The following is a 24,905-nucleotide window of genomic DNA, read 5'->3' on the forward strand; positions in this document are numbered from 1 at the left end:
TAGGCCCCAGTGGTCTTGTTGCGCCTTTTCTCTCCGCATACCTTGGAGCCATCCCAAAACGAGATGGTGGAGAGAGACAAGATGCAATCGAACACGGTTCACCCGTGCGACGAGCGACTGCCCGCAGGCCAGTTGCTCACGCTCGGCATTCAGCACGTCCTCGTGATGTACGCGGGTGCAGTGGCGGTGCCGCTCATCATCGGCAGCGCGCTCAAACTGCCCAAGGATCAGATTGCGTTTCTGATCAGCGCCGACCTCTTCTCGTGCGGTATCGCGACGCTGATCCAGACGCTCGGCCTGTGGATCTTCGGCATTCGCCTGCCCGTCATCATGGGCTGCACGTTCGCGGCCGTCGGCCCGATGGTGGCGATCGGCACCAACCCGAGCCTGGGCATCCTCGATATCTTCGGCTCCACCATCGCGGCGGGGGTCATAGGCATCCTGCTCGCGCCCGCCGTCGGCAAGTTGTTGCGCTTTTTCCCGCCGGTGGTGATCGGCGTGGTGATTTCCGTGATCGGGCTCTCGCTGATGGAAGTCGGCATCAACTGGGCGGCCGGCGGCGTCGGGAACCCCGACTACGGCAACCCGGTCTATCTGGGCCTGTCGCTGGTCGTGCTGACGCTGATCCTGATGATCAACAAGTTCGGCAAGGGCTTCATCGCCAACATCTCGGTGCTGCTCGGCATCGTCGCCGGCTTCGTGATCGCGGCGCTGCTCGGGCGCGTCAACATGGCAGGCGTGACGGCCGCCCCGTGGGTCGGCATCGTGATGCCGTTCCACTTCGGCTTGCCGCACTTCGATCCGCTCGCCATCGCGACGATGGTCACTGTGATGTTCGTCACCTTCATCGAATCGACCGGCATGTTCCTCGCGGTCGGCGATATGGTGGATCGTCCGGTGGATCAGAAGACACTGGTGCGCGGCCTGCGCGTCGACGGTCTGGGTACGCTGATCGGCGGCATCTTCAACTCGTTCCCGCATACGTCGTTCTCGCAGAACGTCGGGCTGATCGGCGTGACGGGTGTGAAAAGCCGCTTTGTCTGCGCGATGGGCGGCGTGATTCTCGTGCTGCTCGGTCTGTTTCCGAAGATGGCCCAGGTGGTCGCCTCGGTGCCGGCATTCGTGCTCGGCGGCGCGGGGATCGTGATGTTCGGGATGGTGGCCGCGAACGGCATCAAGGTGCTGTCGAAGGTGGACTTCGTGAAGAACCACCACAACCTGTTTATCGTCGCGGTCAGTATCGGCCTCGGGCTCGTGCCGGTGGTCTCGCCGCATTTCTTCGAGAAGCTGCCGCCGGCGCTCTCGCCGCTGCTGCATAGCGGGATTCTGCTTGCTTCGGTGTCCGCGGTGGTGCTGAACCTGGTGTTCAACGGCGTCAAAGGGGAACGTGCGGCGAAGCGTGAGATCCGCCGCGCCGGACATGATTTCGACGGGCGTGGCGGGAATGACGACGCGGCGGCTGGCGATGAGATGTTGCGGGCGGTGGATCTGCATTGAGGTGAGACTGAGGGATAACTGAGGTACAACCTCAGGACAGTGAGCGATAAGGCATCTACCCTGCGCTCCAAACAAAAAAACGCCACGGCAAGCCGTGGCGTTTTTCTTTGCTGCACGCGAAGCGGATTCCGCAAAAGAACCCGCCCGCGCCTGCTGCCTTAGGCTTAGTTCACCGAAGCCGCGGAAGCCACCGCCGGCGTACTGGCCGCGCTATAGTCGACCGGCGCATCGGCCGGGCGCGGTTGTTCGCCGCTGCGCTCGATCCAGCCGCCACCCAGGTACTGGTACAGATCGACCAGGTTCGTGAGACGGTTCAGACGCGCCGCAATCAGCGACTGCTGCGCCGAGTACAGGTTGGTCTGCGCAGTCAGCACAGACAGGTAGCTGTCCACGCCGTTCTTGTAGCGCAACTCCGACAGAGTCAGCGCGCGCTGTTCAGCAAACGTATTGCGCTCGAGTGCCTGGATCTGCTGATCGTACGTGCCGCGTGCCGCGAGACCGTCCGCCACTTCCCGGAAGGCCGTCTGGATCGCCTTTTCGTACTGCGCGATCTGGATGTTCTTCTGGATGTGGGCGAGATCGAGATTCGCCTTGTTCTCGCCACCGGTGAAGATCGGCAACGTGATCTGCGGCGCAAACGACCACGCCGCGGAACCCGGCTTGAACAGCCCACCCAGCGACGGGCTCAGCGTGCCGAAATTGCCGGTCAGCGAGACCTTCGGGAAGAACGCAGCGCGCGCCGCCCCAATGTTCGCGTTCGCAGCAAGCAGGCTCTCTTCAGCCTCGACGATGTCCGGACGACGCGTCAGCAGATCGGACGGCAAGCCGGCCGGGATGTCCGTGAGGAGATCCTGATCGCCAAGCTGCTTGCCCACCGGCAGATCGTCCGGCAACGGCTCACCCACCAGCAGCACAAGGGCGTTTTCCGCCTGCGCCCGCAGACGCGCCTGCGCCTGCTGGTTCGCCAGCGCCTGCTGGACCACCGTCTCGGCCTGACGCAGATCGAGCTCGGAACCCGTACCCGTCTCGAACTGCAGCTTCGTGATGTTGTACGAGGCCTGCGCCGTGTTCAACGTATCCTGGGTGACCCTCAGCAGATCGTCATCCGAGAGCAAGGTCAGATACTGGTCCGCCACCGACGACACCAGCGCGATTTCCGCCGCCTTGCGAGCCTGGGCCGTGGACAGGTATTGGTCCAGGGCCTGGTCCTTCAGGCTGCGAATCCGGCCGAAGAAGTCGAGCTCCCACGACGCGTTGAGCCCCACCGAATATTCGGTCGTGAGCTCCTGACCCGGTAGCGAAAGATCCGTCGGCGTACGCGTCTTGGTCTCCGAACCTGCCGCGTTGATGGTCGGGAACAGGCTCGAGCGCGCCACCCGGTACTGCGCCTGCGCCTGCTGGATATTCAGCACCGACACGCGCAGATCGCGGTTGTTCTTCAGCGCAAGCTCGATCAGCCGCTGCAGACGCGCGTCGGCGAAGAAGTCGCGCCAGCCGATGTCCACCGCGGCCTGGCCGTTGGCGCTACGCGCGCCCCCGCCCGCCGCGCCCGGCTGCGTCGCGTACACGCCGCTCGCCGGGAACGCGCCGGAGACCGGCGCGGCCGGCCGCTCGTATTTCGGCTCCATCGTGCAAGCCGTTGCGAGGAGCGCGACCGCCACTGCAATCAAAGAGTGTTTTTGCATCTCAATGTCCTTCCTTGCCCGAGCCGTTGCCGCCCTGCGGGTCATGAGGATGGTGCTGGTTATAGTGTTCGAGCGCCTCATCCGGGTCTTCTTTCTCGCCGCCGAACTTCGCACGAACCACGACGAAGAACATCGGGATCATGAAAATCGCGAGGAAGGTGGCGGTCAACATCCCGCCGATCACGCCGGTACCAATTGCGTGCTGGCTCGCCGAGCCCGCGCCGTTACTGATAGCCAGCGGCATCACGCCGAGAATGAACGCGAGCGAGGTCATCAGGATCGGCCGCAACCGCAGACGCGCCGCTTCCAGCGCGGCCTCGATCGGCCCCATGCCTTCACCCTGCTGCAGCTCGCGGGCGAATTCCACGATCAGAATCGCGTTCTTCGCCGACAGCCCCACCGTGGTCAACAGACCCACCTGGAAGAACACGTCGTTCTCGAGGCCACGCAGCGTGGCAGCCAGCAGTGCGCCCAACACGCCGAGCGGCACCACCATGATCACCGAGAACGGGATCGACCAGCTTTCATACAGTGCCGCGAGACACAGGAACACGACGAGGATCGAGATGCCGTACAGAATCGGCGCTTGCGAACCGGACTGGATTTCCTGGAACGACAGACCCGTCCATTCGTAACCGATACCGGCCGGCAGCTTCGCCGCAATCGCTTCGATGGCCGCGTTCGCCTGACCCGTACTCTTGCCCGGCGCCGCCGCACCCTGGATTTCCACTGCGGAAATACCGTTGTAGCGCTCCAGCTTCGGCGAGCCATACGTCCACGCGCCGCTGGCGAATGCCGAGAACGGCACCATGGTGCCCGCACCGTTACGCACATACCACGCGTTCAGGTCTTCCGGGTTCATCCGGAACGGCGAATCGCCCTGCAGATACACCTTCTTGATCCGGCTGTCCGTATCGAGGAAGTTGTTCACGTAGGAGGACGCCCAGGCGATCGAGAACGTCTGGTCGATCGTGGCGAGCGAAACACCCAGCGCCGACGCCTTCTCGTGGTCGATCGTCACCTTGAACTGCGGCGTGTCGTTCAGGCCGTTCGGACGCACCTGCGCCAGCATCGGGTCCTTCGCCGCCATGCCGAGCAGCATGTTACGCGCTTCCATCAGCTTCTCGTGACCCACCCCGGCACGGTCTTCCAGTTCGAAGTCGAAGCCGGCTGCGGTGCCGAGTTCAGGAATCGACGGCGGGTTGACCGGATACACCAGCGCGTTCTTGTAGCCCGCGAAGTGCATGAACAGACGCCCCACCAGAGCCTGGACCTTTTCGTCCGCATGTTGGCGCTGCGAGTAGTCCTTCATCCGCACGAACACCAGACCCGCGTTCTGGCCACGACCCGCGAAGCTGAAGCCGTTCACCGTAAACACGGATTCGACGATGCCCTTCTCGGTGGTGAGCAGGTAGTCCGAGATGTCCTTCAGCGCGTGCGCCGTGGTTTCCTGGGTCGAGCCCGACGGGGTCTGCACCAGCACGAACATCGTGCCCTGGTCTTCATCCGGCAGGAACGACTTCGGCAGACGCACGAACAGCATCCCCACCGCCACGATCACCACCAGGTAGATGATGAGCCAGCGGCCCGAGCGCTTGATCACGTGGTGCACGCCGCTGTGGTACTTGTCGCGGCTCTTCTCGAAGGTCCGGTTGAACCAGCCGAAGAAGCCTTTCTTCTCTTCGTGATGGCCCTGCGGAATCGGCTTGAGAATCGTCGCGCAAAGTGCCGGCGTCAGCACCAGCGCCACCATCACGGACAGCACCATCGCCGACACGATGGTCAGCGAGAACTGCCGGTAAATTGCGCCCACCGAACCGCCCGAGAACGCCACCGGCACGAACACCGCCGACAGCACGAGCGCCACGCCGACCAGCGCGCCGGTGATCTGGTCCATGGCCTTGCGGGTCGCGTCGCGTGGCGACAAGCCCTCTTCGGCCATCACCCGCTCGACGTTCTCCACCACCACGATCGCATCGTCCACCAGCAAGCCGATGGCGAGCACCAGGCCGAACATGGACAGCACGTTGATCGAGAAGCCCACCGCACTCATGATCGCAAACGTACCCAGCAGCACCACCGGCACCGCGATCGTCGGAATCAACGTCGCGCGCAGGTTCTGCAGGAACAGGTACATCACGAGGAACACCAGCACGATCCCTTCGAGCAGCGTCTTGACCACTTCCTCGATCGACAGGCGCACGAACGGCGTCGTGTCATACGGGTACTTCACGACGAGACCGTGCGGGAAGTACTTCGACAACTGCTCGATCTTCGCACGCACCGCGTTGGCCGTAGCCAGCGCGTTGGCGCCCGTGGCAAGCTGAATACCGAAGCCTGCCGTCGGCACGCCGTTGTACTTCGTGTCGAAGTTGTAGTTTTCGCCGCCCAGCTCGATACGCGCCACGTCCTTCAGCAGCACGCGCGAGCCGTCCTGGTTCACCTTCAGCAGAATGTTGCCGAACTGCTCCGGCGTCTGCAGCAAGGTGGCTTCGCTGATGGTCGCCTGCAGCAGTTGCCCCGGTACCGCAGGCGTGCCGCCGAGCGAGCCGCCCGACACCTGGACGTTCTGGTTCGTGATGGCCGTCTGCACATCAACCGGCGTCAGGCCGAAGTTGTTGAGCTTGTTGGCGTCGAGCCAGATCCGCATGGCGTACTGCGAGCCGAACAGCGTGACCGTACCCACACCGTCGATCCGGCTGATCGGATCTTCGATGTTCGAGGCGACGTAGTTCGCCAGGTCATACTTGTTCATGCTGCCGTCTTCGGAGTTGAAGGCCATGACGAGCAGGAAGCTGCTGCTCGACTTGGTGACCTTCGTCCCCTGCTGCTGCACTTCCTGCGGCAGAAGCGGCGTGGCGAGCTGCAGCTTGTTCTGCACCTGCACCTGCGCAATGTCAGGATTGGTGCCGGCCGCGAACGTCAGCGTGATGGTCGCCGTGCCCGAGTCGTCCGAGGTGGACGACAGGTACAGCAAGTGGTCGAGACCACTCATCTGCTGCTCGATCACCTGCGTGACGGTGTTTTCAACCGTCTTCGCCGACGCGCCCGGATAGGTTGCGCTGATCTGGATAGCCGGCGGTGCAATGGTCGGGTATTGCGCGATCGGTAGCGTAAAGATCGACGCGATGCCCGCGAGCATCAGGATGATGGCGATCACCCATGCAAAAATCGGGCGATCGATAAAGAACTTTGCCATGAAACAGGCTCCCTGTTATTACGCGCCCGATGCAGCAGAGGCAGCTTGTGCCGACTGCGCACCGCTGGCGGCCGGCGCACCTTGAGCAGTGGCGTCGGAAGCGGGTGTGGCAGGCAGTTGCGCGGGGACGGTCTTGACTTCCATGCCCGGGCGAACCTTGTCGGTGCCTTGCACGATCACGCGGTCGCCGGCGTTCAGGCCGCTATCGACGACCCAGTTCGAACCGTACGTGGCCGACGTGACGAGCTGGCGCAACGCAACCTTGTTGTCCGCACCGACGACCAGCGCCGTGGGCGTACCCTTCTGGTCATGCGTAATGCCGATCTGCGGCACGACGATCGCCTTGTCGTTCAGGCCTTCCTCGATCCGCGCACGCACGAACATGCCCGGCAGCAGCACGCCGTCCTTGTTCTGGAACAGCGCGCGAACCGTGACCGAACCCGTGCTCTGGTCGACCGTGACGTCGCTGAACTGCAGCTTGCCGGTTTCCGAATAGGTGCGGCCGTCTTCGAGAATCAGCGCGACCTTGGCGGCATCCGGGCCGGTCGTCTTCAGACGCCCTTCCTGCACTTCGCGGCGCAGCTTCAGGCCGTCGAGGCTCGATTGCGTCAGGTCGACGTACATCGGGTCGAGCTGCTGCACGGTGGACATCAGCGTGGCCGCGCTCGCCTGCACATAGGCGCCCGGCGTCACCTGCGAAATGCCGACCTGGCCGCTCACCGGCGACACCACGTCCGTGTAGCCGAGGTTGATCTGCGCCGTATCGACCGCCGCCTTGCCCGACGCGACGTCTGCTGCCGCCTGGCCTTCCGAGGCCACGGCGTTGTCGTAGTCCTGCTTGCTGACCGCATTGGCCGCGACCAGCACCTTGTAGCGGTTGGCCTGGGCGGTGACCGACACCAGATTCGCCTGGGCCTTGGCCAGCGTCGCCTTGGCGCTATTCAAGGCGGCGATATACGGCGCCGGGTCGATCTTGTAGAGACGCTGGCCGGCCTTCACCTGGCTGCCTTCGGTGAATTCGCGGCGCAGCACGATGCCGTCCACCCGCGCGCGCACTTGCGCCACGAGAAACGCATTGGTACGGCCCGGCAGTTCGGTGACGACAGGCACGGCCGTCGGTTCGACGGTCACGATGCCGACTTCCGGCGTTTGTTGTGGCGGGGCCGATTGTTTTGGTCCGCACGCTGCCAGCAAGATGGCAGCCGTCGCGGCACTGATTAAGCGAAATGGAACCCGTTCGACGCGCATGGAGCGACCTCTGTCAAGGCTGAGAGAATGAAAAAGTGCGCGCATCCCTACCCCGGGGACAACAGCGCACACATGCGTCTCGCGACGCGTGACCGGAAGCCCAGTGCTGCGAACCTCGCTGGACATCCATTGGTGAATGGCACCAAACCCGGAAATGCCGCACGGCGCCGACCTTTCCGGTTCGGCGCATTAGCGTTTTGAAAGACAACAGTGACGGATATTAACCGGTCGTCACCGCTTGGGCTATCCGATCGATGGGGTGCTATTATATATACATTCGCGTATGGATGTTAAAGTGTGTTTCACTAACCTTACGGGCTTCGTGCGGCAATAATTGTTCGCAAAAGTCACAACAATCGGATGTATTGTGACGGGCCGCGTTTAAAAGTGCCCGGGAAATCCCGCAAAACAGGCAGGTCAGACGAACATGGTCAGAAGGACCAAGGAAGAAGCGCTGGAGACGCGCGCCGGCATCCTCGATGCCGCCGAACAGGTCTTTTTTGAGAAAGGCGTGTCGCGCACGTCGCTGGCCGACATCGCCCAGGCCGCGGGCGTCACCCGCGGCGCGATCTATTGGCACTTCGCCAACAAGGGCGATCTGTTCAACGAGATGTTCGACCGCGTGCTGCTGCCGCTCGACGAACTCAAGGCCGCCTCGGTCAACCCGGAAGAAGCTGACCCGCTCGGGCGGCTGATCGAAATTTGCACCGTGTGCCTGCGCGACACCGCGGCGGACCCGCGGCGGCGGCGCGTGTTCGACATCCTGTTTCTGAAGTGCGAATTCGTCGAAGAGATGGGGCCGGTGATGGCCCGCTATCAGAGCAATATGCGCGAGGGGCTCCGCAAGCTCGAAGTCGGCTTGCGCAATGCGATCTCCAAAGGACAGATGCCCGCCGATCTGAACACGAGGCTCGCGGCGACCATGCTGCACGCGTTCGTCGGCGGGTCGCTGCGCGACATGCTGCTCCTGCCCGAGTCCGACGATTTCGACGTGCACGCGCAGCAGATGGTCGAAGCGATGTTCGACGCGCTGAGGCTCAGTCCCGCGTTGCGCACGGCGGGCGGTGCGGCTTAGGCGGTACGGCTTAGGCGTTTGGGCGCCTGCCCGCGCGCGGGTCTTCAGGCCTCTTCAGGCCTTTAGCCATTCACCCCCTTCACGCCTTTGCCAGCCTCGCGCGGGCCTGCTGATTCGACACGTAGATATTGCCGCGCTCGAGCGCCACACCCGCCTCTACCGCCGCGATCCACTGCTGCGTGCTCGCCACCGCCGCGAAGCGCGAATGCAGCACCACGCTGAACACCCGGTGAATCTCCTCTGCGCTGGCAAACCCCGCCTGGTTCTCGTACGACAACGACCCCGTCGCATCCTCCAGAAACTCGACCGTCAATCCGGCGTGCACCGCATGATTGATGGTCGACGCGTCGCAGTTGTGCGTCATGTAGCCGACCACCGTCAAGGTATCGATCTGCCGCGCGGCCAGCCAGTCGGCCAGATCGGTGCCGGTGAACGCGCTCGGCAGATCCTTGACGATCAGGTGATCGCGCTCGCGCGAGGCCACCACCGGATGCAACTCCGCCCCCGGCGTGCCGCGAGCGAAGATCGGCGAGCCGGCCGGCGAGTAGTTCTGCACCACCGCCACCGGCACGCCGGCAGCGCGCGCCGCGTCCATCGCCCGGCCGATATTGGCGAGCGAAGTCTGCACGTCCGGGTATTCGATCGGCAGATCGCCGGTGACATATTCGTTCTGTACGTCGATGACCAGCAGGGCGCGGCGCGGCGTTGTTGACATGGCAAGGCTCCTTCGTTGATTGGGTGGACTCGCCGTGCGTCTGCTGTATTGAGTCGGTGTTCGAGTCTGTGCGGCGCAGCGGCATTGACGGCATTGTTCGCTTTCGCGCGCGCCGCCGACAGTGACCCACATGACAAGCTTCGCTAGAATCGGGCCATTGTGAATTTTCCGGGAAGGTCTGCCGTGGCCCAGCCGCACATCGTCGCCGTCATCGCCTTCGACGGCATCAGTCCGTTCCACTTGTCCGTGCCATGCGTGGTGTTCGGGGAGAACCGCGACGATGGCGGCGTGCCGCTGTTCGACTTCCGCGTGTGCGCCGTCGAACCCGGCGTGCTTTCGACCACCGCGGGGTTTTCGATTGCCGCGACGCACGGGCTTGAAGCCCTCGACGACGCCGACACGATCATTGTGCCCACCTGGCGCGATCCCGATGAGACGCCGCCTGCCGCGCTGCTCGACGCGCTGCGCCGCGCCCATGCACGCGGCGCGCAACTGGTCGGCCTGTGCCTGGGCGCCTTCGTGCTGGCGGCCGCGGGGATACTCGACGGGCGTCCGGCCAGCACGCACTGGGCATGGGCCGACGACTTCGCGCGCCGCTACCCGCGCGTGCGGCTCGACCCCGACGTGCTCTATATCGACGACGGCGATGTCCTGACCTCGGCCGGCACGGCCGCCGGACTCGACTGCTGTCTGCATGTGCTGCGGCGCCTGTGCGGCGCGCAGGCTGCCAACTACGTCGCGCGCCGGCTGGTCGTCTCGCCGCATCGGCAAGGCGGCCAGGCTCAATACATCCAGCAACCGGTGCCGCCGAACCTGCGCGGCGACCGGCTTTCGGGCCTGCTCGACTGGGTCGCGGCGAACCTCGATGCGCCGCACACGCTCGACACGCTGGCAGAGCGGGCCCTGATGAGCCGTCGCACCTTCACGCGGCGCTTCAGGCTCGCGACCGGTTCGACGGTGGGCGCATGGCTGCTCGCGCAGCGTCTCAGCCGCGCGCAGCAGTTGCTTGAAAGCAGCGATCAGTCAGTTGAAGCGATTGCCGGCATGGTGGGCTTCGGCTCGACGGCCTCGCTGCGGCAACATTTCCAGGAGACGTTTCGCACCTCGCCGTCGGCGTGGCGACGGGAGTTTCGCGGCGTCTGACACGGCGAGGGGGTGGGCCCCGCCCTCGCTCAGCTCTGGCTGAACCAGTGCGCCGCGTACATCAGCACGGCCACCAGCAGAATCATGACGGCCCAGAGCCACTGCGGCATGGCATGCGGAGTGGGCTCCCGATGCGACACGCTATGCGAAGCGCGCGCCCCGAACAGCGTGCTGGTCGCGCGCCCGCTCAGGCTGCCGCTGTGATCGTGCGGCCGCACGCGCCGCGCCATTCCGCCCAGGTTGATCGGCCGCAGAAACACGTGCTGGCGGCGGCTGTGCGCGCCGCGTGCGCGGTTCGGTCCCTGGCCGTGCTTGGCCTGCACGACCGCGCAGAATTCGGCGAAGAAATCGTCGGCCAGCTCGTGCAGCGCGTTCTCGATCTGACGCGTCGGCAATTCCGCGAGCGGTCCGGTCAAGGTGGCCCACACCGAATAGTCGATCCGCGTGCTGGGCGCCCGGTTCGGGGCCATTTCGTCCGCGCGCAGCGTGACGTCGATCTGTCCGCGCAGCGACCCCACACCCTCGGCGCGCGCCTTGAAGTTGAGCGCGCGATGCGGCGCGTCGGGCTCGGCGGCATTTTTGCTGGCGACATGGGCCCGCACTTCGTAGCGGGCGCGCAACGGTCCGAGCGGCACGGTCAGCGTCAGGGCGTACTCGCCGCCCGCCAGACGGGTGAACGATTCGCAATTGTCGAGGCTGGCGCGCAGCAACGCGAGATCCTGCAGCGCGTCCCAGACATCGGACGGTGCAAGTGCAATCCGTAACGCGTTGTTCAGTTCCATGGCAGCCTCCCCGATGAACGCGCGCCCGCGAGATCAGGACGTCTGATCGATGCGGTCAACGCGCGATGCATAAAACGCCAGATATCCCTTGATCTGCTGGACCCCGTCAAGCGGGCTTTCATAACACCAGACGGCATTCTCGACCAGGCCGTCTTCGGTGCGCAGATGGAAATACGACGCCTCGCCCTTGAACGGGCAATGCGACGTATGGTTGGAGCGTTCGAGCCGCGCCATATTGACATCGCTGCGCGGAAAATAAAACACCTCGGGAAGGCCGGTTTCGGCCAGCGTGAGGGCGGCCTGGGTGTCGGCCATCGTGACGCCCTGGTGAATCACCCGCACCCGGCGCCCGTTGACGGCAATTTCGATGCGATGAGCGCTGTTCGATGCAGCGGACGCCTGAGCGCCATGGGCGGCATCACCTCCGGCGGGGTTTCCTTTGGGCGCCCCACAGGGACTTCCGTTGGTCGTCGAAGCGTCGCTCATGTCACGGCTCCGTATGCGAAAAAAAAGCCACGGGAGACCCCGTGGCTTCATTATCGGCCAATCTTCGGCCGATTGCGCGACCTTCGCGCAGGCGCCCGTTACTGCGTGTTCCAGTAGAACGCCGACTTCGCGCTGCCCGTGGCCGGAATCGTCACCGCCTTCTGCTGATCGTCGCTCTTGTAGCGTGCATGCACCGTGTAGCGGCCCGGACGCAGCTTCACCAGCATGTACGGTCCGCGCGAGGTCGCCTGCAGCACGTCCGCGCCGTGCGCGTCGACGATCTGCACATGCACGTCCGCAAGGAAGTCCGACCCGGGGCCGGTAAAGCGCAACGCCAGCGGCCAGCGCCGCTCCGCGCCCTGCAGGGCCTTCGACTCGTCGCTGCCGACGCCGCCCGACACGAAGGCCACGTCACCCTGATGCTGGATCTGCGGCATGCCGCCGCCGTTGTCGTTGCCGGCGCTCGTGTTGTCGGAGGTACTGCCGCCCGTGGTGTCGCTGGGCTGCTGCGCCCAGGCGCCGCCCGCGAGACCTAGCGTCAGCGCCGCGGTTGCCACAGCCGCAACGAGCCATCGCTGATTGCCTTGAAGTTTCATTGCATCGCTCCTTTTGAGTCCTGGTAGGTCTGCCCGACTGATAGCTGCAACAGTCGTGCCCGCCTACCCTCCGGCGCCCGCCGCAATCCCGCGTGCCGCCCGGAGCCTGATCGAGCGCCGGGCGGACCTCGTACTCCCGCGAGAAAACGGGCGCAATGCATGAGCAAGACGCCGGTCCGTCGGCAGTTTATGCAAATGGACCGGCAACTTTTACGTCAGCCCAGATCGACCGGCACAAAAATCTGTGCGTTGTCGCGCTGGATCAGCAAGGCGATGCTGTTGCCCGCCTGAGCGATCATCTGCTTGAGCTGATCGACCGTCGTCACCGGACGGCCGTTGACCGCCAGAATGACGTCGCCCGGTTGAATGCCGGCGTTCTCAGCCGCACCGCCCGACTGTTGCACCAGCAGACCGTGCGACACGGAGGCGCTGTTCTTTTCGTCCGGCGTGAGCGGCCGAACCGCCACACCGAGACGTCCCTGGACCTGCTCGGGCGCATTGTCGTTCTTCGCGACCTTGGCATCCGACATGGAACCGATGGTCACCTTGATGTCCTTGCTTGCCTTGTCGCGCCACACGGTCACGGTCGCCGTGCTGCCGGGCGCGAGGCTCGCCACCTGCGAAGGCAGGTCAGTCGAATCCGCCACCGGCGAACCGTTCACCGCGGTGATCACGTCGCCGGGCTGCAGACCCGCCTTGGCGGCCGGCCCGCCCGCATCCACCGAGCTGACCAGTGCGCCGTTCGGCGTCTTGAGGCCGAACGAGTTGGCCAGCGTCTGGTTCAAGCCCTGCACCGCGACACCCAGGCGCCCGCGGCTCACATGGCCGGTCTTGACGAGGTCGTCCTTGACCTTGATCGCCTCGTTGATCGGAATCGCGAACGACAGGCCCTGGAAGCCGCCGGTCTGCGAGTAGATCATCGAATTGATGCCAATCACCTCACCCTGCAGGTTGAACAGCGGGCCACCCGAGTTGCCGGGATTGACCGGCACGTCGGTCTGGATGAACGGCGTGTAGTTTTCGTTCGGCAGCGAGCGCGATTTCGCGCTGATGATGCCCGAGGTGACCGTGTTGTCGAAGCCGTACGGCGAGCCGATTGCCACGACCCACTGGCCGACCTTGCTCTGGTTCGGATCGCCGATCTTGACGGTAGGCAGGTTGCTCGCGTCGATCTTCAACACGGCGACGTCCGACTGCTTGTCCGCGCCGACCACCTTCGCCCGGAATTCGCGCTTGTCGGTCAGCTTGACCGTGACGACGTTGGCGCCGTCGACAACGTGCGCGTTGGTCAGGATGTAGCCGTCGCTGCTGACGATGAAGCCCGAGCCGAGACTCGCGCTCGGCTGGTCGGACTGATCGCCGCCGTCGCCACCGCCGCCCTGCATGCCGGGCATGCCGCCGAAGAAGTGCTTGTAGAACTGGTAAAACGGATCGCTCGGATCGATCGGCAGTTGCTGCGCATTGCCGGCATTGCCGGCATTGTCGCCGCCGCTGCGCACCGCGGTCTGCTTCACCACGTGCTTGGCGCTGATGTTGACGACGGCCGGGCCATACGTTTCAACCAGGCCGGAGAAATCGGGGATGCCGGTTTTTGCTGCGGCCTCGGCAGGCATCATCGCGGCCTGCGCCTGGGTGATGACCTGAGGCGCGGGGACATCGCGATGGCCCGCCACATAGCCGGCGGACAACGCCACGGCAACTGCAACGGCAACAGCGCTGCGGGACAGGGTTTTCGCATTCATCGTGTACTCCTGACAGGGAGAAAGGCTTTGGGGATGGGATGAAGCGTACGTGCTATCGCTTAAAGGAGTCTTAAACAGTGGAACTCCCGCAGATCTGCTCGCTTTTCCTTACCGCGCGCCGCAAATTTTCTTCGGCGCATAGCCCTGAGATCGAAGGCGATCAGAACCGCACGCTGACCTCGAGACCGCCCGCGGGCGAGTCGCCCAACATGACGCTCGCGCCATGTTGAAGCGCAATCCGGCGCACGATGGCGAGTCCCAGGCCGCTGCCCGAGACATCGGTACGCGCGCGGTCGGCGCTCTCCCCGGCGCGATAGAAACGATCGAATACGCGCTCGCGTTCGGCAGGCGGAATGCCCGGTCCGTTATCGGCGATGCGCACCACCGGATGGCCCGCGTCGACCAGCAGGCTCACGTCCACACGACCGCCGCGCGGCGTATATTTGGTTGCGTTGTCCACCAGATTGTTGAGCATCACGCGCAGCGCATCGGGGTCGCCGATCACAGTGGCGGCCTCGTTCGCCTCGACGCCCAGATCGACGCCACGCTGCTGCGCAAGCGGCGTGTAGGCCAGCACGCAATCCGCGAGCAGCGCGTGCAGATCGATCGCCTTGGTTTGCGTGTGGCCGTCCGGTTCCGAGCGCGCCAGCGCCAGCAACTGTTCGGCGAGCCGCGTGGCGCGCGTGACGCCGGCTTGCAGATCCGTCAGCGCTTCGCGGCGGGTGGCGTCGTCGGTGGCGCGCGCCACCAGTTGGGTCTGGATCTGCACGGCGGCGAGCGGCGTGCGCAGTTCGTGCGCGGCATCGGCGACGAAGGCTTTCTGCGTATCGAGTGCCGTGGCGAGCCGCTGCAGCAGACCGTTGAGCGCGCGCACCAGCGGCTGCACTTCGAGCGGCAGACGGCTGTCAGGCAAAGGATCGAGCGCTTCGGGATGCCGTGTTTCGAGCGCGCCGGTCACCCGGCGCAGCGGCCTGAGCCCGCGACCGACCACCACCCACACCGCCAGCCCGAGCAGCGGCAGCAACACGATCAGCGGCCACAGCGTGCGTAACGCGACGTTGGCGGCAAGCCGGTTGCGCACCGACACAGGCTGCGCCAGTTGCACGACGTTGTCGCCGACGATCGCGCCGTAGACGCGCCAGTCGCCACGATCGGTGCGCTCCGTCGAAAAGCCGAGTTCCGCGCGCGGCGCGAGCGGCGCGCGCGGCCGCGAGTAGTACATCAACGCGCCGTTGCGATTCCAGATCTGCAGCACGATGCCCTCGTCGCCGGTATCGCGCGAGCCGAGCACCTGCGAGAACGGCTCGGACGGCAACGCTTCCGCGATCTCCTGCAACTGGTAATCGAACAGCTCGTTGGCTTCGGCGAGCGCCTGGCGGTAGATCAGCCAGCCGGCAATACCGACGCCCAGCAACACGATGGCGAGCAGCCAGAACAGCAATTGACGGCGAATGGAACGCATCGGCTCAGGCGTCCTTCGCGATCATGTAGCCGAGACCTCGCACGTTGCGGATCAGGTCGGCGCCGAGCTTCTTGCGCAGCGCGTGGATATACACCTCGACGGTATTGCTGCCGATTTCCTCGCCCCAGCCGTACATCTTTTCTTCGAGCTGGCTCTTCGACAACACGGCGCCCGGCCGCGCAATCAGCGCCTCGAGCAGCGCGAATTCGCGCGCCGACAGCGCCACCGGCGCGCCCGCGAGCGTGACCTGGTGCGACGCGGGGTCGAGCGTGAGGGTGCCGTGGCGGATGGTCGAATCGCTGCGGCCCGACTGGCGGCGAATCAGCGCGCGCATGCGGGCGCCGAGTTCGTCGAGATCGAACGGTTTGACGAGGTAATCGTCGGCGCCGGCGTCGAGTCCTTTGACGCGATCGGCCACGGCATCGCGCGCCGTGACGATCAGCACGGGCAGCGTGTGGCCGCGGGCGCGCAGCGCGCGCAGCACATCGAGGCCGTCGCGCTTGGGCAGGCCCAGGTCGAGCAGAACCAGATCGTAAGGTTCGCCGCCGGCCGCGCTGAGCGCCGCCTCGCCGTCCTCCACCCAGTCGACGGCAAAGCCTTCGCCGCGCAGCGCCTTGCGCACGCCCTCGGCAATCATCCGGTCGTCTTCGACTAGCAATATGCGCATGGCTCTACGATTCCGAAACATTCATGATGCCGCATTCTAGCGCCCGGCCCGGGCTCGTGCGATTGGACCCCCGTCGATTGCTGCAGGTGCGATGCAATTTCACCGCATGGCCGCGGCATGTCTCTACAATGAGCGCTTTTGCGTAACGCGCCATGCGGCTCCGGCTCAGTGACCCCATGGCGGCACGCACAAGTAATGTAACGGCCTCGCATATGGCGATGAAGATTTGCTGCGCGCGGCCGTTACACCACTTGCATGCCCTACATGAGCGCAGCGCTTGGCGCGCCGCGCTTCAGCCGTGACTCTTTGGTTTTTTCGCCCGTTCATGACGCACGCCTTTCTGTCTTTTCTCGTCCGCCGCCTCGCGCCGTCCGCCCCGCCGTACGCCCCTTCATCCGTCCCATTTGCCGCCGCTGCGCGGCGCGCTCCGCTGGGCGCCGCCGCCCTGCTGCTCGCGTGCGCCGCGCTCGCATGCGCCACGCCGGCGCAGGCCCGCATCAAGGCCAAGCATCCTTCGGTCAACGTCAGCACTGTGCTGCCGGCCACCGTCATGGCCGGCCTCGCGCACGCCCACGTGCCGCTGTCCGCGATCAGCGTGGTGATCGAGAAAGTCGGCGACCGCACGCCGATCGTCGCACTCAACGCCGGCAAGCCGATGATGCCCGCCTCGACGATGAAGCTCGTCACCACCTACTCGGGCCTGTCGATCCTCGGGCCCGACTATCGCTGGCGCACCAGCGCCTATGCGGACGGCAATCTCGACGCCAGCGGCATCCTGCACGGCAATCTGTATATCCAGGGCACCGGCGACCCGAAGCTCGTGCCCGAAGAACTGATCGATCTCGTGCAGAAGATCCGCAAGGCCGGCATCAACGGCATCGACGGCGCGCTGGTGCTCGACAAGCGCTATTTCGACCCGTCGACGCGCGACCTGCCGCCGTTCGACGACGACGCGACCGCGCCCTACAACGTGGGCCCCGATCCGCTGCTCTACGCCTTCAAGTCGCTCTCGTTCACGCTCACGCCGTCGCCCGACGGCAGCGTCGCGATCGACGTGATCCCCGCGCTCGCGCAACTGCAGATCGACAACCAGTTGCACGCCACGGGTGGACCCTGCCGCGGCGAACTACCTACTCCGGCTGTGACGCCGCAACCGAACGGCACGGTGATCGCATCGTTTGCCGGCGACTACGCCGAGCGCTGCGGGCCGCGCACCCTCAACGTGGCGGTGCTCGATCACTCGGCCTTTTTTGCGGGCGGTTTCCTCGCGCTATGGCAGCAGACCGGCGGCACCTTCACCGGTGCGACCCGCGAAGGTCCGGTGCCGGCCGAGGCGCGCCTGATCGCCACGCATGAGGGGCCGGTGCTCTCCGACATCGTTCGCGACATCAACAAGTTCAGCAACAACACGATGGCGCGCAACCTGTTCCTGACGATCGGCGCAGTCACCAGCAAGCCGCCCGCGACACCGGAAAAATCCGCGCACGCGATCGAAGCGTTCCTGCAGAAGAGCGGCCTGAACATGGAGTACCTGTCGCTCGACAACGGCTCGGGCCTGTCGCGCGACGAGCACATCACGGCGCTCTCGCTGGCGGATCTGTTGCAGGCGGCCAACGCGAGCCCGGTCGCGCAGGTGTTCGTCGATTCACTGCCGGTGGCGGGCGTCGACGGCACGATGCGCAACCGTTTGACCTCGCAACCCGTGGGCGGCAATGCGCACATCAAGACCGGCACGTTGCGCGACGTGCGCGCGATCGCCGGCTACGTGGCATCCGCAGACGGCGTGAGCTACATCGTGGTCAGCATCATCAACGATCCACACTCCGAGGCCGCGCGCGCGGCCCACGACGCGCTGCTCGAATGGGTCTATCAGGGACCCTCGCAACCGATGCAGGACGTGGCCGAGGAACCGCACAGCAAGCCCAGGAAAAACCCGCACAAGCGCACCCAGCATTGAGGATTCCTTCTAGCGAAGCCATGCGCGACAAGCCGCAGAGCGTGTACGCTTGCGGCAGTGTTTGAAGCGCGCGTGAAACGCACCATGGCGCGCGCCGGTCGCGCGCCGCCTGCGGCAGCGTTGCCGGTTCAAACGATAACGACAACGCCCGCTGCGGCATTCGCAGCGGTCAGGGACCACGGAGGAAGACGTCCATGCAATTCGATGCCGAATTGCTGCTGCTCGCCATGGCGCCCGTCTTCCTTGCATGTATCGGCTGGGAGGCGTGGCACCTGCATCGCACGCGTCCCGAGGCGCGCCTTTACAGTTGGCGCGACACGCTGTGCAACGCCGCGCTCGCGCTGCTGCAGCAGGCCGCCGACAAAGTCGCGTGGCTCGCGATCATCCCCGTCTATGCGTATTGCTTCGACCACTTCCGCGTCTACACGTGGCAGCCGAGCTGGGTATCGTTCGTTGTGCTGTTCGTCGCGCAGGACCTGCTCTATTACGTGTTTCACCGCTGCAGTCACCGGGTCCGGTGGCTGTGGGCCGCGCATGTGGTGCATCACTCGTCGGAGCGGATGAATTTTTCGACCGCCTTCCGCCAGAGCCTGATGTACCCGATCGCCGGCATGTGGCTGTTCTGGATCCCGCTCGCCGTCATGGGCTTTCCGCCCAGGCAGATTGTCGCCATCGTGCTGATCAATCTCGGCTTTCAGTTTTTCGTGCATACGCAGGCGATCGGCAAGCTCGGCTGGCTCGAATACGTGCTGAACACGCCGTCGATCCACCGCGTTCACCACGCCCGCAACGACCGCTATATCGATCGCAATTACGCCGGCGTGCTGGTGATCTGGGACCGGTTGTTCGGCAGCTACGTGGACGAGGATGCGCACGACGCGCCGGTGTACGGCATCGTCGAACCGCTGCACACCTACAACCCGCTGAAGGCGACGTTTCACGAATGGGCCTCGATGGGCGCCGACGTGCTGCGCGTTCAGGGCTGGCGCAACAAGCTGAGCGCGTTATTCGGGCCGCCCGCGTGGGCCGCTGCGTATCACGCGTCGCTTGGCGCGCAGAACAGCGAGATCGCCGCGAACGCATCGGACAACCACGCATCTGCAAGCAACCGGTCAGCGTTTCAAACGCCCCGCAGACCGGGGAAGATTCTGTAAGCTGTCGTCACGCCGCCGACGCGGTGGACGCCGCCTGCATCACATGGCAAAAGGCCACATACGAGGAGATGAAGTCAACATGAAACAACAGGGAATGAAACAACGGGGGCTGGTGCGCCTGACTCAGGTCGCGATCGCCAGCGCAGCCTTCGCCATGATTGCAGCCTGCGGCGGCGGCAGCAGCAACAACAGCAGCTCCAGCAGCGCCACGCCGGCGGGCGGTGTGAACCTGCAGGTCGTGTCGTTCGGCGACAGCCTCTCGGATGTGGGCACCTATTCGCCGGTCATTACGGCGGACTTCGGTGGCGGCCGCTTCACGACCAACCCGGGTGAAATCTGGACGCAAAAGGTCGCGGAATACTACGGCGGCACCTTGACGCCGGCCTACCTGGGCGGCTTCGGCCAGCCGTTGGCGGCAGCGGGCGGCTACGGCTACGCGCAGGGCGGCTCGGACGTCGTCAACGCAGAAGGCGAAGGCTGGGCGCCGAACAACCTGGCGGCAACGACGGTGCCGGTGCAGACCCAGGTGTCGGAATACCTGAGCGCGCATGGCAGCTTCAACGCGAACCAGCTTGTGTTGATCAATGGCGGTGCGAACGACATCTTCCAGTACGCGACCACAGCCAATCTGACGGCACTCGCCACCGCGTTGCAGACGACCTATCCGCAACTCGTCGCGAACGGGACGTTCCCGAACACCCAGGCCGGCCAGGTGGAGTTCATCGCTTACTACCTGCAGCAGAACAACACCCAGGTGGCGCAGGCCGCCGCCGCGCTTGCGACGCAAATCCAGACCATCGTCAACTCGGGCGCGAAGCACGTGGTCCTGATGACCATACCCGACATCGGCCAGACCCCGCTCGGCGTCGCCGCGAACGCCCAGACGGCCGGCTCGGCCGCGCTGCTGACCGGCATCACCGCCGCCTATAACGGGGCGCTCGAGCAAGCTGTCGCGCCGCTGATCAAGTCCGGCACCGTGGTCCTCGCCGATGCGTTCACGTGGTTCGACACCGTCTTGCTGCCGAACTACCAGTCGCTCGGTTTCACGGTGTCGAACACGGGTACGGCGTGTAACCTGACGGCGATGGCCGCCAACGCCACCGCCTACGCCACGGCGAATCCCGCTGTGCTGAACGGCCTGACGCCGGCCGAGTACGGCTCGCAGTTCGCCTCGTCGCTGTTCTGCTCGCCGCAGAACTACACGGTGTCCGGTGCCGACCAGACCTACGTGTTCGCCGACACGGTTCACCCGACGACGCACACGCACGCGCTGTTCGCGCAGTACGTCGAACAGCAGATCGCTGCGACAGGCCTGGGCAAGTAAGTCATGAGGGAAGCGGCGGGTCTGGGTGATCCGCTGCTTTTTTCACAGGCCGAGCAAGGCCTTCGCTTTCGGCATGGCCATCAGGATGATGTCCACCATTCCGTCCGCTTCTGCTTGCGTGATTGGAGGCAGTGGCTGGAGGCAGTGGCGCGGTGCAGGTGGTCTGGTTGCGCCGCGTGAGGGCGTCGCTGATCGGTTTGAGCGCGCCGGGTCCGAGACCGAGGCTGCCACTGCTTTCGTGGGAATCTACCCCTGTGCCTCGAATGCCGCCGCGGCCCGGCCGAGCCGGTCGTTCACCGCGATCCATTCGATCGTATCGGGCAGCTTTTCGATCAGGATGCGCGCGACGTTCGCGCGGTCGAGTGCCCGCAGCAAGCTGTACAGCTCGCGCGCATAGACATGAGGATCCTCGGGTGCCGCCATGAAGTGCACGCCGTCGGCGTCCGCCCAATGACCCGCGCGCGACACCCGTGCGACCAGGGCGACCCGCTCGCCCGCCTCGCGCGCCGCCAGCAAGGGCTCCAACGCTTCGAAAGGCAATAGTGCAAGCGGCGTGCGCGGCGCGTAGTGCGCCTTGAGCGTGCCGGAGGCACGCGGCGCCGTCGCATCCGAACCATCCGGCAGACGCGGCGCTTCGCCCAGCACCTCGGCAATATCCTGCGGCGTGACATGTCCCGGGCGCAGCAGCGCCGGAAAACCGCGCGACAGATCGAGGATGGTCGACTCGATGCCGACATCCGACGAGCCGCCATCGAGCACGTGAATCGTGCCGCCGAACTCTTCGCGCACGTGTTGCGCCGTGGTCGGGCTGACATGCCCGAAGCGGTTCGCCGACGGCGCAGCCACGCCGCCATGACCGCCGCGCAGCGCGCTGAACGCTTCGAGCAACGCTTGCGCCACCGGATGCGACGGACAGCGCAAACCCACCGAGTCCTGCCCACCGCTCACAGCCGCGGGAATATGCGCGGCACGTTTGAGGATCAGCGTGAGCGGCCCCGGCCAGAACGCATCGATCAAACGCAGCGCTTCGGGCGGCAGATGCTCGGCCCAATAACCCGGGTCGCCGTGCGGTGCGAGATGCACGATCACCGGATGATTCGCCGGCCGCCCCTTCGCCGCGTAGATGCGCGCCACCGCGTCCGGGCTTTGCGCGTCGCCGCCCAGTCCATAAACGGTTTCGGTGGGAAACGCGACGAGTTCGCCCGCGTCGAGCAACGCCGCGGCGTGCTCGATTTGCGCGGCGCTGACCGCCGGTTCTCCCGGCGTAGCGCCAGCGGGTTGGGTTGCTTCGGCGGCGCTCGCCGCCTGAGCAGCCGCCGCAGTCGCAGTCGTGTTCGCACGATCAGCAGGTTTGGCTTGATCCGGCATGATGGCGAGCGCGTCAGCTCTTCAGGATGTGCAGCAGCCGGGCGCAATCGCGCGCGGCCGTGCGGGCTTCGTCGAGCGTCGCCGCGGTGAAGTTGATGTGCCCCATCTTGCGGCCGGGACGCGCCTCTTCCTTGCCGTACAGATGCAGACGCGCGGCCGGCATCGCCGCCACCTCGTGCCACGGCGGCGTGACGGCGGCACGCTTGCCGCCGTCAGGGAACCAGACGTCGCCGAGGATGTTCAGCATCACCGCCGGCGAGTGCTGGCGCGTGTCGCCGAGCGGCATGCCCGTCATGGCGCGCACCTGCTGTTCGAACTGGCTGGTCGCACACGCATCGACGGTGTAGTGGCCGGAATTGTGCGGGCGCGGCGCCATTTCATTGGCAACCAGCGAGCCGTCTTCCAGAATGAAAAACTCCACGCACAGCACGCCGATATAGCCGAGCTTGTCGGCAATCTGCAGCGCGGCCTGCTGCGCCTGGCTGACGAGCGTCGGACTCGCGTCCGGCGCGGGCACGATGGTGTGCGACAGCACGCCGTCGCGGTGCGTGTTCTGCGCCAGCGGATAGACCACCGACGTGCCGTTCGCGCCGCGCGCAATCAGCGCCGACACTTCGAACTTCAACGGCAGCCGTTTTTCCAGCACGCACGGCACGCCGCCGAGCGACGCATGCGCCTCGCGCACTTCCTCGGCATTGCGCACGCTGACCTGGCCCTTGCCGTCATAGCCGAGGCGGGCGGTCTTCAGAATGCCGGGCAGCACGGCGTCGAGTGTGGCGTCGTCGAGCGCGGCGAGCGCGTTCGACGATTCGATCACCACATGCGGCGCCACCGCGACACCCGATTCGACGATAAACCGCTTCTCGGCGATCCGGTTCTGGGCCACGGCGACACAACGGCCGGCCGGACTCACGAAGGTCGTGCGCGCCAGAAAGTCGAGGCTCGTGGCCGGCACGTTCTCGAATTCCGTCGATACCGCCGCGCACAGCCGCGCGAGTTCGGTAAGCGACGCTTCGTCGTCGTAGGCGGCGCGCAGGTGACGGTCGGCGACGGCGCCAGCCGGACTGGCTTCGTCCGGATCGAGCACGGCCACGCGATAGCCCATCGCCTGGGCGGCAAAGCAGAACATGCGGCCGAGCTGGCCGCCACCAACCATGCCAAGCCATGCGCCGGGCAGAATCGGTGAAACCGGTGTGTTGTCTGGATTCATCTCAGTGGTCGGTCACGGGCGGCGCGTAGGGATACGCGCCGCACCGGGGGTCAGGCTAGGGACATCGGGATATCGTGGCGCTTACAGCGCCGGCAATACCATGGCGTGTGCCGCTTCGTTCTGGCGCACGCGGAATGCTGCGAGCGCGTTCGCGTATTCGGTCGACGTGACGCTCAGGATCGACACCGCGAACAGCGCCGCATTGGCCGCGCCCGCTTCGCCGATGGCAAACGTCGCGACCGGCACGCCCTTGGGCATCTGCACGATCGAATGCAGCGAGTCGACGCCCTTCAGGTACTTGCTCGCCACCGGCACGCCGAGCACCGGCACCGTAGTCTTGGCGGCCAGCATGCCGGGCAGGTGCGCGGCGCCGCCGGCGCCCGCGATGATCGCGCGCAGGCCGCGCTCGCGCGCGCCTTCCGCATACGCGAACATTTCGTCGGGCATCCGGTGCGCGGATACGACCTTCGCTTCATACGGTACGCCGAATTCCTGCAGGATCGCAACGGCGTGCTTCATGACTTCCCAGTCGGAACTGGACCCCATCAGCACGCCGACGAGCGGCGCCGCATGCGTGTGGGCTGTCTGTGCCGCGTGGGCAGTCTGGACTTGGCTCATCTGTGAGACTTCCTCATCTTCCTAATCTGCGCTCGCGCCGTTAAGCGAGCTTCTGCCCGGTCAGGCGCTCGAGCGCTTCCTGGTACTTCGCGGCCGTCTTCGCGACCACTTCATCGGGCAGCTTCGGCGCCGGCGGCTCTTTCTTCCACGATTGCGTTTCGAGCCAGTCGCGCACGAACTGCTTGTCGAACGACGGCGGATTGGTGCCCACCTGGTACTCGTCCGCCGGCCAGAAGCGCGACGAATCGGCAGTCAGCGCTTCGTCCATCAGGTACAGCTTGCCGTGGTTATCCAGGCCGAATTCGAATTTCGTGTCCGCAATGATGATGCCGCGCGTAGCCGCGTAATCCGCCGCTTCCTTGTACAGCTTGATCGAGATCTCGCGGATCGTGGCCGACAGTTCGGTGCCGATGCGGCGCTCCATGTCGTCGTACGTGATGTTCTCGTCGTGGTGACCCATTTCGGCCTTGGCGGCCGGCGTGAAGATCGGCTCGGGCAGCTTCTGCGCGTTTTGCAGACCCGGCGGCAGTTCCACGCCGCACACCGAACCGGTAGCCTGGTAGTCTTTCCAGCCGCTACCGGCCAGATAGCCGCGCACCACCGCCTCGACGAGGATCGGCTCGAGGCGCTTCACCACCACGGCGCGGCCCTTCACCTGCTCGGCTTCGTCCGCCGCCACCACCGACTCGGGCGCCACGCCCGTCAGATGATTCGGCACGATGTGCTTCAGCTTGTCGAACCAGAAATTGGCCATCTGGTTCAGCACGCGACCCTTGTTCGGAATCGGCTCGCCCATGATGACGTCGAACGCCGACAGACGGTCGGTAGTGACGATCAGCAACTGGTCGTTGCCCACCGCATAGTTGTCGCGGACCTTGCCGCGACCGAGCAACGGCAGCGAGCGGAGCGTGGATTCGTAGAGGGTAGACATCGTCGTAGTTCGCTAAAAGTGGGGCAAAAATGAGACCGGAACAAAA

The 24,905-nt window shown here is 65.2% G+C and carries 20 protein-coding genes; 6 read left to right on the plus strand and 14 right to left on the minus strand.

Annotation, left to right across the window (positions count from 1 at the left end; all coding sequences use genetic code 11):
• Positions 1 to 81: 81 nt before the first annotated feature.
• Positions 82 to 1,497, plus strand: coding sequence for a nucleobase:cation symporter-2 family protein (locus BUS12_RS28255; protein WP_074301749.1), 1,416 nt, complete (start codon positions 82 to 84; stop codon positions 1,495 to 1,497).
• A gap of 164 nt (positions 1,498 to 1,661) precedes the next feature.
• Here BUS12_RS28255 and BUS12_RS28260 read toward each other — a convergent pair whose 3' ends face one another.
• The 3 genes from BUS12_RS28260 to BUS12_RS28270 are packed head-to-tail and all read right to left on the minus strand — an operon-like array spanning position 1,662 to position 7,629.
• On the minus strand, positions 1,662 to 3,182 hold the full coding sequence (locus BUS12_RS28260; RefSeq protein WP_074300671.1) for an efflux transporter outer membrane subunit: 1,521 nt from the start codon (positions 3,180 to 3,182) through the stop codon (positions 1,662 to 1,664).
• 1 nt (position 3,183) lies between these two features.
• Complete coding sequence (locus BUS12_RS28265; RefSeq protein ID WP_074300672.1) at positions 3,184 to 6,381, minus strand: efflux RND transporter permease subunit; 3,198 nt, start codon at positions 6,379 to 6,381, stop codon at positions 3,184 to 3,186.
• Between the two features lie 18 nt (positions 6,382 to 6,399).
• Positions 6,400 to 7,629, minus strand: coding sequence for an efflux RND transporter periplasmic adaptor subunit (locus BUS12_RS28270; protein ID WP_074300673.1), 1,230 nt, complete (start codon positions 7,627 to 7,629; stop codon positions 6,400 to 6,402).
• Between the two features lie 427 nt (positions 7,630 to 8,056).
• Here BUS12_RS28270 and BUS12_RS28275 point away from each other — a divergent pair, with 427 nt between their 5' ends.
• Positions 8,057 to 8,704: a TetR family transcriptional regulator gene (locus BUS12_RS28275; RefSeq protein ID WP_074300674.1), complete on the plus strand. Its 648-nt coding sequence runs from the start codon at positions 8,057 to 8,059 to the stop codon at positions 8,702 to 8,704.
• A 79-nt stretch (positions 8,705 to 8,783) separates the two neighbouring features.
• On the opposite strand, the gene BUS12_RS28280 is transcribed toward BUS12_RS28275, so the two are convergent.
• A complete protein-coding gene (locus BUS12_RS28280; protein ID WP_074300675.1) occupies positions 8,784 to 9,419 on the minus strand; it encodes a cysteine hydrolase family protein in 636 nt (211 codons plus the stop codon).
• A 156-nt stretch (positions 9,420 to 9,575) separates the two neighbouring features.
• On the opposite strand from BUS12_RS28280, the gene BUS12_RS28285 reads away from it, so the two are divergent.
• Positions 9,576 to 10,562, plus strand: a complete 987-nt coding sequence (locus BUS12_RS28285) for a helix-turn-helix domain-containing protein (RefSeq protein WP_074300676.1) — start codon at positions 9,576 to 9,578, stop codon at positions 10,560 to 10,562.
• Positions 10,563 to 10,591: 29 nt separating this feature from the next.
• Here BUS12_RS28285 and BUS12_RS28290 read toward each other — a convergent pair whose 3' ends face one another.
• From BUS12_RS28290 to BUS12_RS28315, 6 genes are all read right to left on the minus strand, one after another.
• Entirely contained in the window at positions 10,592 to 11,344 is a 753-nt protein-coding gene (locus tag BUS12_RS28290) for an SRPBCC family protein (RefSeq protein ID WP_074300677.1), read from the minus strand.
• 33 nt (positions 11,345 to 11,377) lie between these two features.
• On the minus strand, positions 11,378 to 11,830 hold the full coding sequence (locus BUS12_RS28295; RefSeq protein WP_083640650.1) for a DUF427 domain-containing protein: 453 nt from the start codon (positions 11,828 to 11,830) through the stop codon (positions 11,378 to 11,380).
• Positions 11,831 to 11,928: 98 nt separating this feature from the next.
• Positions 11,929 to 12,426, minus strand: coding sequence for a hypothetical protein (locus tag BUS12_RS28300; protein WP_074300678.1), 498 nt, complete (start codon positions 12,424 to 12,426; stop codon positions 11,929 to 11,931).
• Between the two features lie 215 nt (positions 12,427 to 12,641).
• Positions 12,642 to 14,168 (minus strand): DegQ family serine endoprotease, encoded by a 1,527-nt coding sequence (locus BUS12_RS28305; protein ID WP_074300679.1) that lies wholly within the window; start codon positions 14,166 to 14,168, stop codon positions 12,642 to 12,644.
• A gap of 160 nt (positions 14,169 to 14,328) precedes the next feature.
• On the minus strand, positions 14,329 to 15,630 hold the full coding sequence (locus tag BUS12_RS28310) for an ATP-binding protein (RefSeq protein WP_074300680.1): 1,302 nt from the start codon (positions 15,628 to 15,630) through the stop codon (positions 14,329 to 14,331).
• A gap of 4 nt (positions 15,631 to 15,634) precedes the next feature.
• On the minus strand, positions 15,635 to 16,297 hold the full coding sequence (locus tag BUS12_RS28315) for a response regulator (protein WP_074300681.1): 663 nt from the start codon (positions 16,295 to 16,297) through the stop codon (positions 15,635 to 15,637).
• A gap of 325 nt (positions 16,298 to 16,622) precedes the next feature.
• Between BUS12_RS28315 and dacB the strand changes: the two genes are divergently transcribed.
• The 3 genes from dacB (at position 16,623) to BUS12_RS28330 (ending at position 20,732) form a co-directional block, all read left to right on the plus strand.
• Positions 16,623 to 18,254, plus strand: a complete 1,632-nt coding sequence (gene dacB / locus BUS12_RS28320) for a D-alanyl-D-alanine carboxypeptidase/D-alanyl-D-alanine endopeptidase (RefSeq protein ID WP_074300682.1) — start codon at positions 16,623 to 16,625, stop codon at positions 18,252 to 18,254.
• Between the two features lie 194 nt (positions 18,255 to 18,448).
• Positions 18,449 to 19,408 (plus strand): sterol desaturase family protein, encoded by a 960-nt coding sequence (locus BUS12_RS28325; protein WP_074300683.1) that lies wholly within the window; start codon positions 18,449 to 18,451, stop codon positions 19,406 to 19,408.
• A 79-nt stretch (positions 19,409 to 19,487) separates the two neighbouring features.
• Positions 19,488 to 20,732, plus strand: coding sequence for an SGNH/GDSL hydrolase family protein (locus BUS12_RS28330; protein WP_074300684.1), 1,245 nt, complete (start codon positions 19,488 to 19,490; stop codon positions 20,730 to 20,732).
• Positions 20,733 to 20,978: 246 nt separating this feature from the next.
• Here the strand turns inward: BUS12_RS28330 and BUS12_RS28335 are convergent, their stop codons facing one another.
• The 4 genes from BUS12_RS28335 to BUS12_RS28350 all read right to left on the minus strand — a co-directional run bounded on the left by BUS12_RS28335 (position 20,979) and on the right by BUS12_RS28350 (position 24,859).
• Entirely contained in the window at positions 20,979 to 22,100 is a 1,122-nt protein-coding gene (locus tag BUS12_RS28335; protein WP_171991726.1) for an L-threonylcarbamoyladenylate synthase, read from the minus strand.
• A gap of 13 nt (positions 22,101 to 22,113) precedes the next feature.
• Positions 22,114 to 23,310 (minus strand): 5-(carboxyamino)imidazole ribonucleotide synthase, encoded by a 1,197-nt coding sequence (locus BUS12_RS28340; protein ID WP_074300685.1) that lies wholly within the window; start codon positions 23,308 to 23,310, stop codon positions 22,114 to 22,116.
• 81 nt (positions 23,311 to 23,391) lie between these two features.
• A complete protein-coding gene (purE, locus tag BUS12_RS28345) occupies positions 23,392 to 23,928 on the minus strand; it encodes a 5-(carboxyamino)imidazole ribonucleotide mutase (RefSeq protein ID WP_074300686.1) in 537 nt (178 codons plus the stop codon).
• Between the two features lie 40 nt (positions 23,929 to 23,968).
• A complete protein-coding gene (locus BUS12_RS28350; protein WP_074300687.1) occupies positions 23,969 to 24,859 on the minus strand; it encodes a phosphoribosylaminoimidazolesuccinocarboxamide synthase in 891 nt (296 codons plus the stop codon).
• Positions 24,860 to 24,905 lie beyond the last annotated feature (46 nt).

Source organism: Paraburkholderia phenazinium (assembly GCF_900142845.1).
Lineage (GTDB): Bacteria > Pseudomonadota > Gammaproteobacteria > Burkholderiales > Burkholderiaceae > Paraburkholderia > Paraburkholderia phenazinium_A.

What these genes read in the sequence shown, in the direction of transcription:
- BUS12_RS28330 (WP_074300684.1), top strand. Translation starts at nt 19,488, where the DNA reads ATGAAACAACAGGGAATGAAACAACGGGGGCTGGTGCGCCTGACTCAG.
- BUS12_RS28340 (WP_074300685.1), bottom strand. Translation starts at nt 23,310, where the DNA reads ATGAATCCAGACAACACACCGGTTTCACCGATTCTGCCCGGCGCATGG.
- BUS12_RS28305 (WP_074300679.1), bottom strand. Translation starts at nt 14,168, where the DNA reads ATGAATGCGAAAACCCTGTCCCGCAGCGCTGTTGCCGTTGCAGTTGCC.
- BUS12_RS28315 (WP_074300681.1), bottom strand. Translation starts at nt 16,297, where the DNA reads ATGCGCATATTGCTAGTCGAAGACGACCGGATGATTGCCGAGGGCGTG.
- BUS12_RS28310 (WP_074300680.1), bottom strand. Translation starts at nt 15,630, where the DNA reads ATGCGTTCCATTCGCCGTCAATTGCTGTTCTGGCTGCTCGCCATCGTG.
- BUS12_RS28290 (WP_074300677.1), bottom strand. Translation starts at nt 11,344, where the DNA reads ATGGAACTGAACAACGCGTTACGGATTGCACTTGCACCGTCCGATGTC.
- dacB (WP_074300682.1), top strand. Translation starts at nt 16,623, where the DNA reads ATGACGCACGCCTTTCTGTCTTTTCTCGTCCGCCGCCTCGCGCCGTCC.
- BUS12_RS28300 (WP_074300678.1), bottom strand. Translation starts at nt 12,426, where the DNA reads ATGAAACTTCAAGGCAATCAGCGATGGCTCGTTGCGGCTGTGGCAACC.
- BUS12_RS28325 (WP_074300683.1), top strand. Translation starts at nt 18,449, where the DNA reads ATGCAATTCGATGCCGAATTGCTGCTGCTCGCCATGGCGCCCGTCTTC.
- BUS12_RS28295 (WP_083640650.1), bottom strand. Translation starts at nt 11,830, where the DNA reads ATGAGCGACGCTTCGACGACCAACGGAAGTCCCTGTGGGGCGCCCAAA.
- BUS12_RS28335 (WP_171991726.1), bottom strand. Translation starts at nt 22,100, where the DNA reads ATGCCGGATCAAGCCAAACCTGCTGATCGTGCGAACACGACTGCGACT.
- BUS12_RS28275 (WP_074300674.1), top strand. Translation starts at nt 8,057, where the DNA reads ATGGTCAGAAGGACCAAGGAAGAAGCGCTGGAGACGCGCGCCGGCATC.
- BUS12_RS28255 (WP_074301749.1), top strand. Translation starts at nt 82, where the DNA reads ATGCAATCGAACACGGTTCACCCGTGCGACGAGCGACTGCCCGCAGGC.
- purE (WP_074300686.1), bottom strand. Translation starts at nt 23,928, where the DNA reads ATGAGCCAAGTCCAGACTGCCCACGCGGCACAGACAGCCCACACGCAT.
- BUS12_RS28260 (WP_074300671.1), bottom strand. Translation starts at nt 3,182, where the DNA reads ATGCAAAAACACTCTTTGATTGCAGTGGCGGTCGCGCTCCTCGCAACG.
- BUS12_RS28350 (WP_074300687.1), bottom strand. Translation starts at nt 24,859, where the DNA reads ATGTCTACCCTCTACGAATCCACGCTCCGCTCGCTGCCGTTGCTCGGT.
- BUS12_RS28270 (WP_074300673.1), bottom strand. Translation starts at nt 7,629, where the DNA reads ATGCGCGTCGAACGGGTTCCATTTCGCTTAATCAGTGCCGCGACGGCT.
- BUS12_RS28280 (WP_074300675.1), bottom strand. Translation starts at nt 9,419, where the DNA reads ATGTCAACAACGCCGCGCCGCGCCCTGCTGGTCATCGACGTACAGAAC.
- BUS12_RS28265 (WP_074300672.1), bottom strand. Translation starts at nt 6,381, where the DNA reads ATGGCAAAGTTCTTTATCGATCGCCCGATTTTTGCATGGGTGATCGCC.